General features: G+C 38.3%; 14 protein-coding genes, 1 riboswitch and 1 other annotated feature. Of the genes, 1 reads left to right on the forward strand and 13 read right to left on the reverse strand.

Translation table 11 applies throughout. The annotated features are described in order from the left end of the window. Positions 1 to 36: 36 nt before the first annotated feature. From sdhB to PSR12_RS16850, 3 genes are all read right to left on the reverse strand, one after another. Positions 37 to 816 carry a succinate dehydrogenase iron-sulfur subunit gene (gene sdhB, locus PSR12_RS16840; protein WP_004226431.1) on the reverse strand — a complete coding sequence of 260 codons (780 nt, stop codon included), beginning with the start codon at positions 814 to 816 and terminating at the stop codon, positions 37 to 39. Positions 817 to 821: 5 nt separating this feature from the next. Then, positions 822 to 2,576 (reverse strand): succinate dehydrogenase flavoprotein subunit, encoded by a 1,755-nt coding sequence (gene sdhA, locus PSR12_RS16845; RefSeq protein ID WP_004226429.1) that lies wholly within the window; start codon positions 2,574 to 2,576, stop codon positions 822 to 824. Positions 2,577 to 2,642: 66 nt separating this feature from the next. Continuing rightward, positions 2,643 to 3,251: a succinate dehydrogenase cytochrome b558 subunit gene (locus PSR12_RS16850; RefSeq protein WP_004226428.1), complete on the reverse strand. Its 609-nt coding sequence runs from the start codon at positions 3,249 to 3,251 to the stop codon at positions 2,643 to 2,645. Positions 3,252 to 3,523: 272 nt separating this feature from the next. Here PSR12_RS16850 and PSR12_RS16855 point away from each other — a divergent pair, with 272 nt between their 5' ends. Further along, positions 3,524 to 3,958 (forward strand): YslB family protein, encoded by a 435-nt coding sequence (locus tag PSR12_RS16855; RefSeq protein ID WP_004226426.1) that lies wholly within the window; start codon positions 3,524 to 3,526, stop codon positions 3,956 to 3,958. Positions 3,959 to 4,056: 98 nt separating this feature from the next. Here PSR12_RS16855 and PSR12_RS16860 read toward each other — a convergent pair whose 3' ends face one another. The 10 genes from PSR12_RS16860 to PSR12_RS16905 form a co-directional block, all read right to left on the reverse strand. Beyond that, positions 4,057 to 5,283 carry an aspartate kinase gene (locus PSR12_RS16860; RefSeq protein WP_274769847.1) on the reverse strand — a complete coding sequence of 409 codons (1,227 nt, stop codon included), beginning with the start codon at positions 5,281 to 5,283 and terminating at the stop codon, positions 4,057 to 4,059. A 133-nt stretch (positions 5,284 to 5,416) separates the two neighbouring features. After that, positions 5,417 to 5,594: riboswitch (Lysine riboswitch) on the reverse strand. Between the two features lie 107 nt (positions 5,595 to 5,701). Further along, the gene (gene uvrC, locus PSR12_RS16865) at positions 5,702 to 7,492 is read right to left on the reverse strand and encodes an excinuclease ABC subunit UvrC (protein ID WP_274769849.1); all 1,791 of its coding nucleotides are present in this window, start codon (positions 7,490 to 7,492) and stop codon (positions 5,702 to 5,704) included. A 124-nt stretch (positions 7,493 to 7,616) separates the two neighbouring features. Further along, the gene (gene trxA / locus PSR12_RS16870; RefSeq protein ID WP_004226420.1) at positions 7,617 to 7,928 is read right to left on the reverse strand and encodes a thioredoxin; all 312 of its coding nucleotides are present in this window, start codon (positions 7,926 to 7,928) and stop codon (positions 7,617 to 7,619) included. Between the two features lie 121 nt (positions 7,929 to 8,049). After that, entirely contained in the window at positions 8,050 to 9,429 is a 1,380-nt protein-coding gene (locus PSR12_RS16875; RefSeq protein WP_376781487.1) for an amino acid permease, read from the reverse strand. Positions 9,430 to 9,457: 28 nt separating this feature from the next. Further along, positions 9,458 to 9,691 (reverse strand) — a binding site (T-box leader). A gap of 139 nt (positions 9,692 to 9,830) precedes the next feature. After that, positions 9,831 to 10,808, reverse strand: a complete 978-nt coding sequence (locus PSR12_RS16880) for an electron transfer flavoprotein subunit alpha/FixB family protein (protein ID WP_202341317.1) — start codon at positions 10,806 to 10,808, stop codon at positions 9,831 to 9,833. Positions 10,809 to 10,855: 47 nt separating this feature from the next. Then, positions 10,856 to 11,629, reverse strand: a complete 774-nt coding sequence (locus PSR12_RS16885) for an electron transfer flavoprotein subunit beta/FixA family protein (RefSeq protein WP_004226415.1) — start codon at positions 11,627 to 11,629, stop codon at positions 10,856 to 10,858. A gap of 114 nt (positions 11,630 to 11,743) precedes the next feature. Further along, positions 11,744 to 12,517, reverse strand: coding sequence for an enoyl-CoA hydratase (locus tag PSR12_RS16890; RefSeq protein WP_221680946.1), 774 nt, complete (start codon positions 12,515 to 12,517; stop codon positions 11,744 to 11,746). A 14-nt stretch (positions 12,518 to 12,531) separates the two neighbouring features. Then, positions 12,532 to 13,113, reverse strand: a complete 582-nt coding sequence (locus tag PSR12_RS16895; protein WP_004226411.1) for a fatty acid metabolism transcriptional regulator FadR — start codon at positions 13,111 to 13,113, stop codon at positions 12,532 to 12,534. Between the two features lie 139 nt (positions 13,114 to 13,252). Further along, positions 13,253 to 14,947 carry an AMP-binding protein gene (locus tag PSR12_RS16900; protein WP_274769852.1) on the reverse strand — a complete coding sequence of 565 codons (1,695 nt, stop codon included), beginning with the start codon at positions 14,945 to 14,947 and terminating at the stop codon, positions 13,253 to 13,255. Between the two features lie 448 nt (positions 14,948 to 15,395). Beyond that, positions 15,396 to 15,809, reverse strand: coding sequence for a DUF350 domain-containing protein (locus PSR12_RS16905; RefSeq protein WP_004226406.1), 414 nt, complete (start codon positions 15,807 to 15,809; stop codon positions 15,396 to 15,398). Positions 15,810 to 15,821: the final 12 nt, after the last annotated feature.

Here is a 15,821-nt window from a genome sequence, read left to right on the forward strand (position 1 = left end):
CTCACACGAAGTGTAAGGGAGTTCGCTTGTCCGATATTAGTCTACGTAGTGGTCAGAACCGAAGAAGTTACGGAACATTTGCACTGTAGTTGCACGGTTTAATGAAGCGATGGATGTTGTTAAAGGAATACCTTTTGGACATGCAGCAACACAGTTTTGAGAGTTACCACAGTTCGCAAGGCCACCGTCACCCATAATCGCATTTAAACGTTCATCTTTAATCATAGCACCAGTTGGGTGAGTGTTGAAAAGACGTACTTGTGATAATGGAGCTGGTCCAATGAATGAAGCCTTTTCAGACACGTTTGGACATGCTTCCATACATACACCACAAGTCATACATTTAGATAGTTCATAAGCCCACTGACGTTTACCTTCTGGCATACGTGGACCTTCACCTAAATCATACGTACCATCGATTGGTACCCATGCTTTAACTTTTTTAAGAGCGTTGAACATACGTTCACGGTCAACTTGTAAGTCACGAATAACAGGGAATGTTTTCATTGGCTCCAATTTAATCGGCTCTGTCAATTGGTCTACTAGTGTAGAACATGATTGGCGTGGACGACCATTGATCACCATTGAACATGCACCACAAACTTCTTCTAAACAGTTCATATCCCATGATACTGGTGATGTGTTTACACCATCTTCAGTAACAGGATTTTTTTGAATTTCCATTAAAATTGAAATTACGTTCATACCATGACGGTAAGGCACTTGGAATTTTTGCCAGTAGCTATTGCCGCCCTGTGTATCTTGACGTAAGATTTCCACTTTGACCATTCTTCCAGTATTAGCTGCGATTTGCATAACTTTTAGTCTCCTTTCGCAGAGTAGTCGCGTTTACGTGGTGGGATTAATGAAACGTCGACTTCTTGGTACGTGATGATTGGATTACCAGTAGCTGGGTCAAACTTCGCCATTGTTGTTTTTAAGAAGTTCTCGTCATCACGGTTAGGGAAATCTGGTTTATAGTGTGCACCACGAGATTCATTACGTAATAGTGCACCTTTTGTCATTACTTTTGCAAGCACTAACATATTTTTAAGCTGACGCGTAAAGTGAGCGCCTTGATTGCTCCATTTTTGCGTATCATTGATGTTGATGTTATTCCAGCGCTCAGTAAGCTCATCAAGTTTTTTCAATGTATCTTCAAGCTGATCATTGTAACGTACTACAGTCATTGTAGCAGTCATCATTTCACCAAGCTCTTTATGCAGTAAGTAAGCGTTTTCTGTGCCTTCCATTTTCATGATAGCATCCCATTTCGCTTGTTCCTCTTTTACACGAGCATCGTAAATCTCTTGTGGAAGATCTTCAGCATGCTTTTTAAGGTGTTTTACATAGTCTACTGCGTTTGGTCCTGCAACCATACCACCGTAGATAGCAGATAATAATGAGTTTGCACCAAGACGGTTTGCACCATGTTGAGAGTAATCACATTCACCTGCTGCAAATAGACCAGGAATTTCAGTCATTTGATTGTAGTCAACCCATAATCCACCCATTGAATAGTGAACTGCTGGGAAAATTTTCATTGGTAATTTACGTGGGTCATCCCCTACGAATTTTTCGTAGATTTCGATGATACCACCAAGTTTAACGTCCAATTCATGTGGATCTTTATGTGAAAGATCTAGGTATACCATGTTTTCGCCATTGATACCAAGTTTTTGGTTTACACAAACGTCGAAAATTTCACGTGTTGCAATATCACGTGGTACTAAGTTACCATAAGCTGGGTATTTTTCTTCTAAGAAGTACCAAGGTTTACCGTCTTTATAAGTCCAAATACGACCACCTTCACCACGAGCTGATTCTGACATTAGACGGTTTTTGTCATCTCCAGGAATCGCTGTTGGGTGAATTTGAATGAATTCACCATTCGCATATGAAGCACCTTGTTGATAAACGATAGAAGCAGCAGAACCTGTGTTAATAACAGAGTTTGTTGTTTTACCGAAGATAATACCAGGGCCACCAGTCGCCATAATAACAGCGTCTGCACGGAATGATTTAATTTCTTCTGTACGCATATCTTGCGCTACGATACCACGACAAACGCCGTCTTCATCGATAATAACACCAAGGAATTCCCAGTGTTCATATTTATTTACTAAACCAGCTACTTCATGAGAACGAACTTGCTCATCTAGCGCATATAGTAATTGTTGACCAGTTGTTGCACCAGAGAAAGCTGTACGGTGCATTAAAGTACCACCAAAACGACGGAAATCTAAAAGTCCTTCTGGTGTACGGTTGAACATAACACCCATACGGTCCATTAAGTGAATAATGCCAGGTGCTGCATCACACATACCTTTAACAGGTGGTTGGTTCGCTAGGAAGTCCCCACCATATACTGTATCATCAAAGTGGATCCATGGAGAATCCCCTTCACCTTTAGTATTTACCGCACCATTAATTCCGCCTTGCGCACAAACAGAGTGTGAGCGTTTTACAGGAACTAATGAGAATAAATCAACTTCAGTACCAACTTCAGCTGCTTTAATCGTTGCCATCAGACCGGCAAGACCACCGCCGACAACAATTATTTTGCTTTTCGCCATGATTATTTCTCACTCCTCTTAAAAAATTGCAATGATTGCATGTGCTCTATCGTAGCTTCTATGGAATTATACGAAAGCTAAAATAGCAGCCACACCAACTACACTTAGAATTACGAAAAGAATGTTTGTTACGTAAGTAGCGATCTTTTGAGACTGAGGAGATTGTGTAATACCCCAGCTTACTAGGAATGCCCATAAACCGTTAGATAAGTGGAAAGTTGCTGATAAAATACCAACAATGTAGAATCCAAGCATGAATGGATTAGCAACAATATTCGCCATCATGTCGTAATCAACGTGTGTGCCAAGTGCTTTTTGAATACGAGTTTGGAAAATATGCCATGCAATGAATATCACTAAGAATACACCAGTAAAACGTTGTAAAGAGAACATCCAGTTACGGTACGTGCTGAAACGTCCTGTGTTTGGTGTAGCAGTGAATGCAATGTAGACACCATAGAATGCGTGGAACATTAATGGAATATAGATGACAATCCATTCAACTAGGATAAGGAATGGAATCTTTTCCATTACTGCGGTAGCATCGTTGTAACTTTCTGCCCCGCCTGTTGCTGTAAAGTTAATGAACAGGTGCATCGTTAAAAACAGACCTACTGGAATGATCCCAAGTAGAGAATGTAAGCGACGCCATAAAAACTCTCGATCTTTCGACAAGACTGTTACCCCCCTTAGTACTTAAAATAGCACAACAAAAGAAGTCATCATTTTGTAAATGATACTTCATTGACTGTGTATTTCATCATGGTACAATATTATGACATGTTTATTGTACTCTCAAGAGCTACGAGCGTCAAGGCAACTCGGAGTTTTTCATAGAGCTTATTAAAGAACTAATCTAGTACATGATGCGTCGTTTTTTCTCGAAAAATCTATCATTACTTTATTACCGTTAAATTTTAAGAAAATTCTAAGAAAGAAGGATAACAATGTTAAACACTCCATCTCCTACAATCTCATCATTTGGCTATGAGATCATTCGTGATCATATTCTATCTTCTATACTCGGTAAACATGAAGATGACGTCCTTTATTGGGCAGGTAAAGAGCTTGCTCGCAAGTTCCCATGTAAAAGTCAAGATGAACTTATCGCATTTTTCGCAGATGCCTGCTGGGGTACATTAGAACTCATAAAGGAATCAAAAGATGGACGTATTTTCCAGTTGACAAATGACCCTGAAATTCTGCAAATAAAGCAGCGTAGCTTTAAACTTGAAGCAGGATTTATAGCAGAGCAAATTCAACTAGCTAAAGGCTACCTGACAGAATGCTATAGTGAAAAACGGGAAAAGCAACAATACGTCATGTTTACAGTCAAATGGGACGTTAAAGAACGTATTATGAATACCATTCCCTCAGAATAATTAAAAAGGATTGTCTCCCATTAAAGAATGGGATGACAATCCTTCTTTTTTCTTCCTTTTATTTCGGTCAATTACATAAAATGCTGTTTCTTCTATTATTATATGTAAAGTGCTTGCTCTAAATTAAACTCATCATGGAGAGCATTAGCTGCTTGGATCATATCATCCTGTGGTACAACAACAGACACTTTTATTTCAGAAGTACTAACCATTTTTACAGGGATATTTTCGCGACGTAACCGATCAAACATACGAGCGGCAACGCCTGGATTGGAAGCCATGCCTGAACCAATAATGGAAACTTTTGCTAGTCCAATTTCGAAGTCAGCAAAACTAAATCCAAGTGATAATTTACTATCCTCTAAAACACGTAATGCTTCCGCAAATTCCTCTTTTAAAATGGAAAACGATACAGTTGGCTTCAATCCATCAATAATGGCTTGGACAATAATATCAACATTAATACGGTTCTCTGCAAGCACCATAAATATATCTGCTAATGAAGCATTGGAAAAAGCATCATACCCTACTGTTAAACGAATAATATCTGATTCAAATGCAACACCACGAACGACTGAATTTTTTTCCATTTCCACTTCCTCCTTCAATAAAGTGCCTACTGATTCTATTAAACTGGAGCGTATAATAACAGGCATTTGAAATTTTTTCGCTAACTCCACCGCACGAGGATGTATGATATGAGACCCTAAATTAGATAACTCCAACATTTCATCATAGGAAATTTCCTGTAGCTTTTGGGCATTTGTAACATATCGTGGATCTGCTGTATAAACACCATCCACATTTGTATACATATCTACTCTCTCCGCTTCCAATGCTATGGCAAGTGCAACAGCAGCTGTTTCAGCTCCACCTTTCCCAAGCATGGTGATATTGTGCTCTTCGTCAATCCCTTGTTCTCCAGCAATAACCACAATTTGTCCCTGTGCAAAGTGTTCTTCCATTCGATTAATATCTATATAGTCGATACGAGCATGCCGATACATACCATCCGTATGTATACCAGCTTGCCATCCCGTTAGAGACACAGCCTCATAGCCTGCTTCCTGCAAGGCGATGGCAAATAAAGCACTTGATAATTGAGAGCCAGTTGACAACACTGCATCTAATTCTCTTTTCGACACATCGTCAGTTAGTTGGTGTACCATCAATTTCATCTCTTTCGCAGTGTGTCCCATTGCTGCAACGACCACTACTACATCAAATCCTTTGTCCTTTTGAGCAATCGCTTTCCTAGCAGCCACTTGGATTTGTTCAGTAGAAGCTAATGCAGCTCCTCCAAACTTCATCACGATTTTAGCCATTTCTTTCGTTCTCCCTTCCAGTTCATATATTTTACAAAATCATGGGGTGTAAAACAGTTTCTGGAAAACCAAAAGGCAGCCTCCACATAACGTGAAAGCTGCCTATAACATGTACAATAATCGTAACTTGCGCATGTGTGATAGCTCTCCGAAACGTTTAGAATCGACAGTCTTACATTTCTTAAATGCAAAACCAGTACAGCAATGGAACAACAAAACTGTACTTCGGCAAGCTCCCCTTTCACACAATATCTCTGGACTTGTCCATCCTCCATTGTGTTACTCTTGAATCTTGCACCTCTATCATCACTTTAAAGTGAATGTATTCAATTCATTAAGCCTTAGCGTAAACGAATTAGTCACGCAGTTGACTCTCCATAACATTGAAAACAATGTTATGGATAACCATAGCACATACCTATTCCTTTGACAATGATTGTTGCTGAAAATAGCTAAAAATTTGGCTTGCTAAATTAGCGGGCATCCCAGCCTCCTGTAATGCTAGCTCGCTCGCCTCTCGAATTTTTTTGACTGAACCGAAATGTTTAAGCAGCTGTTGCTTTCGTTTTGGTCCTACCCCTTCAATATGATCTAATACAGATTGAATGGCATTTTTCTCATGCTGTTGACGCAAGAAGGTAATAGCAAAGCGATGGACTTCGTCTTGAATTCGTTGTAATAAATAAAAGCCATCACTTGTACGTTTTAAGCTAATCACTTCCGGTGGATCACCAAACAAGAGCTGAGATGTATTATGCTTATCATCCTTGGCTAAACCAGCAATCGGTATAACAAGACCAAGCTCATCTTCTAGTACTTCACGGGCTACTTCCATTTGTCCCTTACCACCATCAATTAAGACTAAATCTGGTAATGGTAGACCTTCCTTTAAAACACGTATATAGCGACGACGTATAACCTCCTGCATTGCACCGTAATCATCATGTTTGGCTGCTGTACGCGTTTTATATTTTCGGTACTCCTTTTTTGCAGGCTTCCCATCAATGAAAACAACCATAGCAGACACTGCATCCGTTCCATGCATATGACTATTATCAAAAGCTTCAATTCGTAAAGGTACACTAATACCCATTGCTTCACCAAGTGCCTCACAAGCACCAATCGTACGTTCTTCCTGACGCTCTATTAGCTGGAATTTAGCTGCCACAGCAATTTCAGCATTTTTGGTAGCTAATTCAACCAATTCCTTCTTTTGACCTCTTTTCGGTGTGAGCACTTTAATTTCTAATAATTCTGTTAAGATAGCTGCATCAATGGCTTGTGGAATAAAAATTTCTTTTGGCTTAATATGCTCTGGCTTTTCATAAAAGCGCCCAACAAATGTTAAAAATTCTTCCTCTGCATCTTGATAGATGGGGAAAATTGAGACATCACGCTCAATCAGCTTTCCTTGGCGCACAAAGAAAACCTGAACACACATCCATCCTTTTTCAACAGCATAGCCAAATACATCTCGATTTGTTGTATCACTTGAAACTATTTTTTGTTTCTGCATAACCGTATCAATATGGGCAATTTGGTCTCGGAATTCCTTCGCTCGTTCAAATTCCAGGTTTTCTGCAGCTGCTAGCATTTTAACTTCAAGCTCTTTTTTGACTGCCTCCACACCACCATTTAAAAACTTCGTCATATCCTCAATCATTTCTTGATAAACCTGACCATCAATTTCCTTCACACAAGGTGCTAAGCATTGACCCATGTGATAGTACAAGCAGACCTTGGAAGGTAATTGAACACATTTGCGCAGCGGATACAATCGATCCAATAGCTTTTTCGTTTCACTTGCTGCATAGGCATTCGGATAAGGGCCAAAATATTTAGCCTTATCCTTTTTTACCTTCCTTGTCGTAATCAGACGAGGATGTTTTTCATTCGTAATTTTTAAATATGGATAGGTCTTATCATCCGTTAACATGACATTATATTTTGGATCATGTAATTTGATGAGATTCAGCTCTAAAATAAGTGCTTCAATATTTGAAGACGTCACAATATACTCAAAATCTTCTATTTCACCTACAAGCCTTTGCGTTTTCCCTTCATGTGTTCCAGTAAAATAAGATCGTACACGGTTTTTCAGAACTTTTGCTTTACCGACATAAATGATAGTCCCTTGTCGATCCTTCATCAAATAGCAGCCAGGTTGATCTGGTAAAATATCCAGTTTCCGCTTTATTAAATCGTTCATTACCTACCTGCCCCCCCTAAGTAAAAATTCCCCTCATTAGAATAATGTTAGTTATTTTCTTTATTATATAACGAAAAAAAGCCGAACACATCAATTGATGGCTCGGCTTTGTGAACTTCATTCATTACGCATGTTTTGCGATAAATGCTTCTAAAGCTTCTTTTGGTTGGAAGCCTACTGTTTTGTCAACTAATTCTCCATCTTTAAATAATAGTAAAGATGGGATTGACATAATTTGATACTGAGCTGCAGTACCTTGGTTATTGTCAACGTCAACTTTTACAATTTTAGCCGCACTACCTGCTGCGTCCATTTCTTCAAGAACTGGCCCAATCATTTTACATGGTCCGCACCAAGCAGCCCAAAAGTCTACTAGTACTAACCCTTCTTTAATATCATCTTGGAACGTAGCATCTGTTGCATGTACAATTGCCATTTGAAATCCTCCTTAAGCTTACTATGATTGTAGTATAGCATGGATAAATTCACTTGAGCGAACAATCTGCCTACAATGTATTTTTTATGCAAATCTGTGTCGAAAAATCAATACACAGTCATTAATTGGCTTGATAACGACCTTTCAATACATAGGTTAACGTAATAAAAAGGTAAATAGCTAACGTAATGCCTGTCACGATTATCGATGTGGTAAAAATAATCCCGATGAGAATCGCACTTAATGCCAGTATAGCTACCCAAGTAGTATAAGGGAACCATTTAACTTCATAGGCACTTGTGTGTTCTGCTTGTTTTTTACGTGATTTTAAATGTGCAATCGCAATAATTAACCAAATAAATAACACAGTATAACCAAGTGATCCCATTAGAAAATCAAAGGTTTTGCTTCCCGCATATAAAGATAAAATGACCCCTAAATACATCGCTAAAGTACACATTAAAATAGCATATACTGGTACTTTTCGTTTCGATAAATAAGCAAAGATTTTAGGCACACGTCCATCTACAGCCTGTGTATATAGTACGCGTGATGAACCATACAGTCCTGAATTCATTGATGAAATAATGGCAAGTAACACAACAGCGTTCATAATATGGTCTGCCCCTGGAATACCAACCATTTTAAAAACCATGACAAATGGGCTTTCAGGAACCCCATTTACTTCATTCCAAGGAATTAAGCTTACGATAATAAAGAACGGTAGTAAATAAAAAGTAACAATACGCACTAATGTACTGCGAACAGCTTTTGGTACTACTTTTTCAGGATTTTTCGTTTCAGCTAATGTAATCCCAATGATTTCTGTCCCACCATAAGAGTAGATCACTACAAGCATGGCAGCAATTAATCCGGTTGAACCATTTGGGAAGAACCCACCATGCTCCGTTAAGTTAGCAAAACCAACAGCACTATGATTTCCAAACGTCACAAGCAATAAAATAAGTCCTGCAATGATAAAGACAATAATAACAGTAATTTTGATTAATGCTAGCCAATATTCTGTTTCTGCAAAGATTTTTACGGATAATAAATTAATCGCTGTTACTAACACAGAAACAGATAGTGCCAGTATCCAAATTGGATATTTTGGTAGCCAATATTGAATAAAGATAGCAGCCACGACAGACTCTGCTGCAATATTTAAAACCCACATTTTCCAGTAGATCCAATCTAGGAAATAAGCAGGGTATTTGCCTAACACGGATTGCACTAAATCTCTAAAGGTTCTTGCTTCTTTATTACGCACGGCCATTTCTGCTAAGCCTTGCATAACAAATAATAAAATAATGCCGCCGATTAAATACGCAATCAGCACTGATGGTCCTGCCATATCAATGGCTGCACTACTTCCTTTAAATAATCCCGCTCCAATGGCTCCACCTAATGCCATCATCGTGATATGACGCGAGGTCATTGTTCTTGTTAATTGTTGCTTGTTTTTTTCCACTTTCTTACCTCCTAAAAAATCAAAAAGCATATCGTCTATTCCTTCATCATCAAATGAAAGAAGAGACGACATGCTATCAGCAAACCGCGGTACCACTCTAATTGGCTCTTGAGAACCCAGCTTAAAAAACCTTGTAACGAAGGTTAACCGTCAAACAAATAGAATAATCCAATAATTCTATTTGTGTTACCACTCCTAGGCAAGTTCAAAGTCTTATTGGTCTGCGTTGCACCAACCCGCAGCTCTCTTCACCGAATAACGAGCTTTTACTACTCCTAATCTTTGCGTTTCAAATCATTAATGTATCCATCACTATAATGTCTATCGTTAATTATGTCAATATTTTATTTTGCAATAATTTTCAAATAGTATTTTTTGAAATGGAAAGCAATATAAAAAAGCAGGAAGGGATAACCCTTCCTGCTTCTGTATTACGCGTTCACTTTTAATGCTTTAAATTCTTCAATTAGAAGCGGAATAACTTCAAATAAATCTCCTACGATCCCATAATCCGCTACTTTGAAAATATTTGCTTCAGGATCTTTATTGATAGCAACAATGACTTTTGAATTGGACATTCCAGCTAAATGCTGAATTGCGCCTGAAATACCTGCTGCAATATAAAGATCTGGTGTGACAACCTTACCTGTTTGTCCGATTTGAAGCGAGTAATCACAGTATTCAGCGTCACATGCACCACGTGAAGCACCTACTGCACCGCCTAGTAAATCAGCTAGCTCTTTTAATGGCTCGAAGCCTTCTTCTGACTTCACGCCACGACCACCAGCAACAACTACTTTCGCTTCTGAAAGATCTACACCTTCTGAAGATTTACGAACAACTTCTTTAATAATTGTGCGCAGATTTGTAATTTCTACAGAGATTGCAGACACATCACCTGTTTTACCTTCTGTTTTTTCTAAAGGTGTAATGTTATTTGGACGAATAGAAGCTAAGACAACGCCTTCTTTAACTTTTACTTTTTCAAAGGCTTTACCAGAGTAAATTGGTCGGATGAATACTACATCATCGCCTGCACCTTCAATAGCAGTGACATCAGATACTAGACCTGCTTGTAATTTGCTTGCAATTTTTGGCGATAAATCTTTCCCATTTGCTGTATGACCAAAGACAATACCTGCTGGTTGTTCTTGCTCGATAACAGCTAATAGCGCTTGACTATAGCCATCAGATGTATATTGTTTTAAATGTGGGTGTTCCACTGTTACTACTCGATCAGCACCATATTCAAATAATGGACCTGTTAAACCTGCTACAGCATCCCCTAAAAGTACCCCAACAACTTCGCCACCATCAGCGATTTGTTTTGCAGCTGCAATTGCTTCGAAAGAAACATTACGTAAGCTTCCTTCACGAACTTCACTTAATACTAATACTTTTTTTGACATAGCATATTCCCTCCGTTACCCTTTAAGATTCGATTGACATCAAATAATTAAACAACTTTTGCTTCCGTGTGAAGTAGATTTACCAGTTCTTTTGCTTGTGCAGAAAGGTCGCCTTCTAAAATACGGCCTGCTGCTTTTTGAGCTGGTAAGAAGATGTCTACTGTTTCAATCTTCACTTCTACATCATCTTCATCGATATCTAAATCATCTAACTCAAGCTCTGCAAGCGGTTTCTTTTTCGCTTTCATAATACCTGGTAGAGATGGGTAACGAGGCTCATTTAAACCTTGCTGAGCAGTTACTAATAACGGTAAAGAAGTTTCAATTACCTCTGAATCCCCTTCGATATCGCGAACAATTTTCGCAGATGTTCCGTCAATTTCAAGTTTTGTAATCGTAGTTACATAATTCATATCCAATAAATCAGCAACACGTGGACCAACTTGCCCTGAACCACCATCAATCGCAACATTTCCTGTTAAAATTAAATCTGCATCTTTATCTTTTAAGTATTCTGCTAGTAGATAAGCTGCTGCATGTTGGTCCAGCTCATCTAGATCATCTTCTGTATTAATAAGCACTGCTTCGTCTGCTCCCATAGCAAGTGCTGTACGTAATTGCTTCTCTGCATCCTCGCCACCAATTGTCACCACTGTTACTTTACCACCAGCAGCATCGCGAACTTGGATTGCCTCTTCAATGGCATATTCATCATAAGGGTTGATAATGAATTCTGCGCCGTCCTCTTGGATTTTACCACCCGACACAACGATTTTTTCTTCTGTATCAAACGTACGTTTAATTAATGCAAAAATGTTCATATATCCATACCTCCTGGAACGTTTTATAATTCTAAGTAAACTTATAAATATTATATATTTTCAGTTTCGATAACGCCGATAACATACTGAACGTTGCTATCGACATTTGGAAAATTATTTGCCAGTAAACACAGGCTCACGCTTTTCAATGAATGCTTGAATTCCTTCTTTGGCATCTTCTGTGACAAACACTGTCCCAAAGGATTTAGCCTCTGCTTCAATGCCTTCATAGAATGATGCATGCTTTGCATATTGCAATGTTTGAATAGCTGCTTTTAAAGCAATTGGGCTTTTCTTAGCAATGCTCTTAGCAATCTTTAACGTCTCTTCTAGCAATACTTCGTCTGAGAATGAACGGTTAGCTAAGCCCCACTGAACAGCTTCGTTACCAGAGATTGGTTCACTTGTAAACATCATTTCAGCAGCCTTTGCTACTCCAACATAGCGTGGTAAGCGCTGTGTACCACCAAAACCTGGAATTAGCCCTAATTGTAATTCAGGTAAACCTAATTTTGCTGATTCAGTGACAAATCGCATATGACAGCTCATTGCTAACTCAAGCCCTCCGCCTAATGCCGCACCATGGATGGCTGCAATTACAGGCTTAGAAAACGACTCAACACGCTCAAAAACCTGCTGCCCGTTGCTAGCTAGCTTTGTAAATTCCTCACCAGATTCTACCCCAATAAATTCTTTAATATCTGCCCCTGCAGAGAAGAAACGGCCTTCACCATGAAGTACAAGGACTCTTACAGCATCATCGTGTTCTACAGCATCTAGCACAGCGTTAACTTCTGCAATAATACCGCGAGATAATGCATTTGCTGGTGGACGTGCAATTGTAATAATCGCTACTCCATCTTCTACTTTCCAACTTAGAAATTCCATTTCTCCACATCCTTTTAAGCTTTAATGCCGTTCAGGATTAACGCCTGAACCTTTGGAACCTGTTCCATCAAATCATATCGATAGTCATTCATAACCCACGACGTAATAGTTTCATCAATTGTTCCAAAAACCATTTGTCGAGCCAAGCGTACATCCATCGTCTGATTGAACTCACCTGTAAGCATACCCTCGATTAAAATTTGATCAAGTAGCTGTAAATACTCGCGCAATACTGAATTAATTTTTAATCGTAAGTCTTTGTTTGACTGGCGAAGTTCTAATTGTGTGACAGTTGCTAGGTATCGATCTGTCGTTAGAACATTAAAATGATTTTCAATCATTCGTGAAAGTTTGTCTTTAGACGTACTCCCATTTTCTATTATATCTTGTAATGACTCTACAAAAACAGCCATTTTTTCATTAAAGACAGAAATTAATATATCTTCTTTATTTTTAAAATATAAATAGATTGTTCCATCGGCCACCCCTGCCTGTTTGGCGATTTTCGATACTTGCGCTTGGTGATACCCATTTTCCGCAATAACGATGACAGCTGCATCAATAATTTGTTTATATTTTGGCTTATCTCGTTTCACTTTTATATCACCACCTAAAAAACATGCGCACGTCGATATGACGTGTAAACCTAAAAAAAATATGAAAATATGAATGGTCATTCATTCATATTTTCATATTATATTTTACAGCATTGCTTGTCAATACTTTCACACGTATTTATTTCGCTTCTTTATTCGCTAATTTTGTTTTTTCTTCTTCAACTAACGTACGGCGTAAAATTTTTCCTACAGCTGTTTTTGGCAGCTCTTCTCTAAATTCATAATAACGCGGAACTTTAAAAGCCGCTAGATGCTGACGGCAATATTTATTTAATTCGTCCTCAGTAATCGAATATCCTTCTTTTAACACAATATAAGCTTTAACTGTTTCACCACGATACGGATCAGGTATTCCTGCCACTACGCACTCTTGGATCTCTTCGCGTTCATATAACACTTCTTCTACTTCACGTGGATAAATATTAAAGCCGCCTGCTATTATTAAATCTTTTTTACGATCTACCACATAGAAGAAGCCTTGCTCATCCATATAACCAAGATCACCTGTTAAAAACCAACCGTCAGCAAATGTCGCAGCTGTATCCTCGGGACGGTTCCAGTAGCCCTTCATTACTTGTGGTCCTTTAACAGCAATTTCACCAACTTCACCGATAGGTAGCTCTTCTGTATCACCTGTACGTAAAATAACCGCTTCTGTATTTGGCCAAGGTAAACCAATTGAGCCAATCACTCGCTTACCCCAAATTGGCGTAGCATGTGTTACAGGTGAGGTTTCAGTTAACCCATATCCTTCTACAAGCTTTCCACCAGTAACGGCCTCAAACTTCTCTTGCACTTCAATCGGCAATGAAGCTGAGCCACTTAGGCATGCCTTAATAGATGATAAATCATAATTCGAAATGTCTGGGTGATTTAAAAGGCCAATGTATAAGGTTGGTGCGCCGGGGAACAGGGTTGGTTTTTGTTTATCAATCGTTTTTAATGCCGTTTCTGCATCAAACTTCGGTAAAAGCACCATTCTATTTTGAGTAAATACAGATAAGAGCATAACAGTTGTCATGCCATAGACGTGGAAGAATGGTAGAATGCCCATAATGGTTTCTTCACCATGAACACATTTATACATCCAAGCATCACACATTGTCGTATTGGCAATTAAATTTTTATGGGTCAGCATTACGCCTTTTGGGAAACCTGTTGTCCCACCCGTATATTGAAGGAGCGCTAGGTCTTCTTCAAAATCAAATGGCATATTGTCAATTAGCTTAATCGGTGCTGAACGCATTATTTCTGAAAACAGATGATTTTGACCGCTATGTTCAACCTTGACACTAAAGCCATACTGCTTTTTTTGAATAAATGGATAGACTAAATTTTTTGGGAATGGTAGATAATCCTTAATAGCTGTCACAATGACATTTTCAAGAGCTGTCTCTTTCATAATTTTCATGACTCTCGGATATAAAATATCCATTACGAGAATAACCTTTGCTCCTGAATCAGCCATTTGATATTGAAGCTCACGTTCAGTATAAAGTGGATTTGTTTGTACTACAACAGCACCTGCATACATGGCACCATAGTAAGCGATTACACTTTGTGGCGTGTTAGGCAGCATAATTGCTACTCGATCTCCCTTTTCCACACCTAGTGTTTGTAAATAGTTTGCGAACCTTAAAGCTGACTCATATAGCTCGGTGTACGTCAAATCCTTTCCCATAAAATGAATCGCTACTTTGGATGGATTCTTTTTATAGGCACGTGTCAAAAACTCTTGCACTGGAATTTCCTCAAACGTTAAAGACGGTGGTACTTCTTCAGGATAATTTGCTAGCCATGGTTTTGCTGTCATACGTCCTCTCCCCTTTGTCCCAAACTTTGTCAATTCTTATATTTATTATAATGAAAAAGAAATACAGTTTCAAACAGAAAATAGAAAATAAATGCATTTTCGATTAATTATTATGCAATTAACAACATTAATATGATTGGTATTTATCGGGATTTATTTTAATACACCTTATGAATGCTCGTTCATTCTTGAGTTACTCCATAAATAAATAATCAGCATATTACTATATTATAAAAATAATTTTTCTACCCTTTAATAGAGTTATTATGAAAGAAAATTAATAGGTTGTAGTAGAAATTTATGCTATGTACAATTAACAAAAAACGCATCCTCACAAAGAGAATGCGTTTTTTATTTAAATCGTTAACATATAGTAGACACCTACTGCCAAAAATGCAATACAGACAACGATTAGTACTTTTGCTAATTTTTCCATGTCATGACACTCCTATGCAATACTTGCCCCAATTACAAACGAAAGACCGACTGAAATGGTAAAGGAAATGAAACCAACTGAGCGATTATCATTGGCAATCTCTTGATCAACGTTAAAACGAGGTGTCATAAATTCAAATAAGAAATACGCTACAATCAATAATGTAAAGCCAAAAAGACCCCAACCGATCATTTCACTTAATGTGCTATGACGTGCAATGGAAAAGCGGAAGATATTACAAATCCCTAGTATTTTCCCACCTGTTGCAAGAGACACAGCGACATTACCTTTTTTAATTTCTTCCCAATTTTTATATTTCGTAACGACTTCGAACAATGCCATCGAGACGACTAAACATAATACTACAACACTAAAATATCCTGCCGTTTCGATAATTGGATATCGCCAAAAGCCAGAATTCAGCATTTTTCTCCGTCC

The sequence above is a fragment of the Lysinibacillus sp. G01H genome (assembly GCF_028872195.1).
GTDB classification, from domain to species: domain Bacteria; phylum Bacillota; class Bacilli; order Bacillales_A; family Planococcaceae; genus Lysinibacillus; species Lysinibacillus capsici.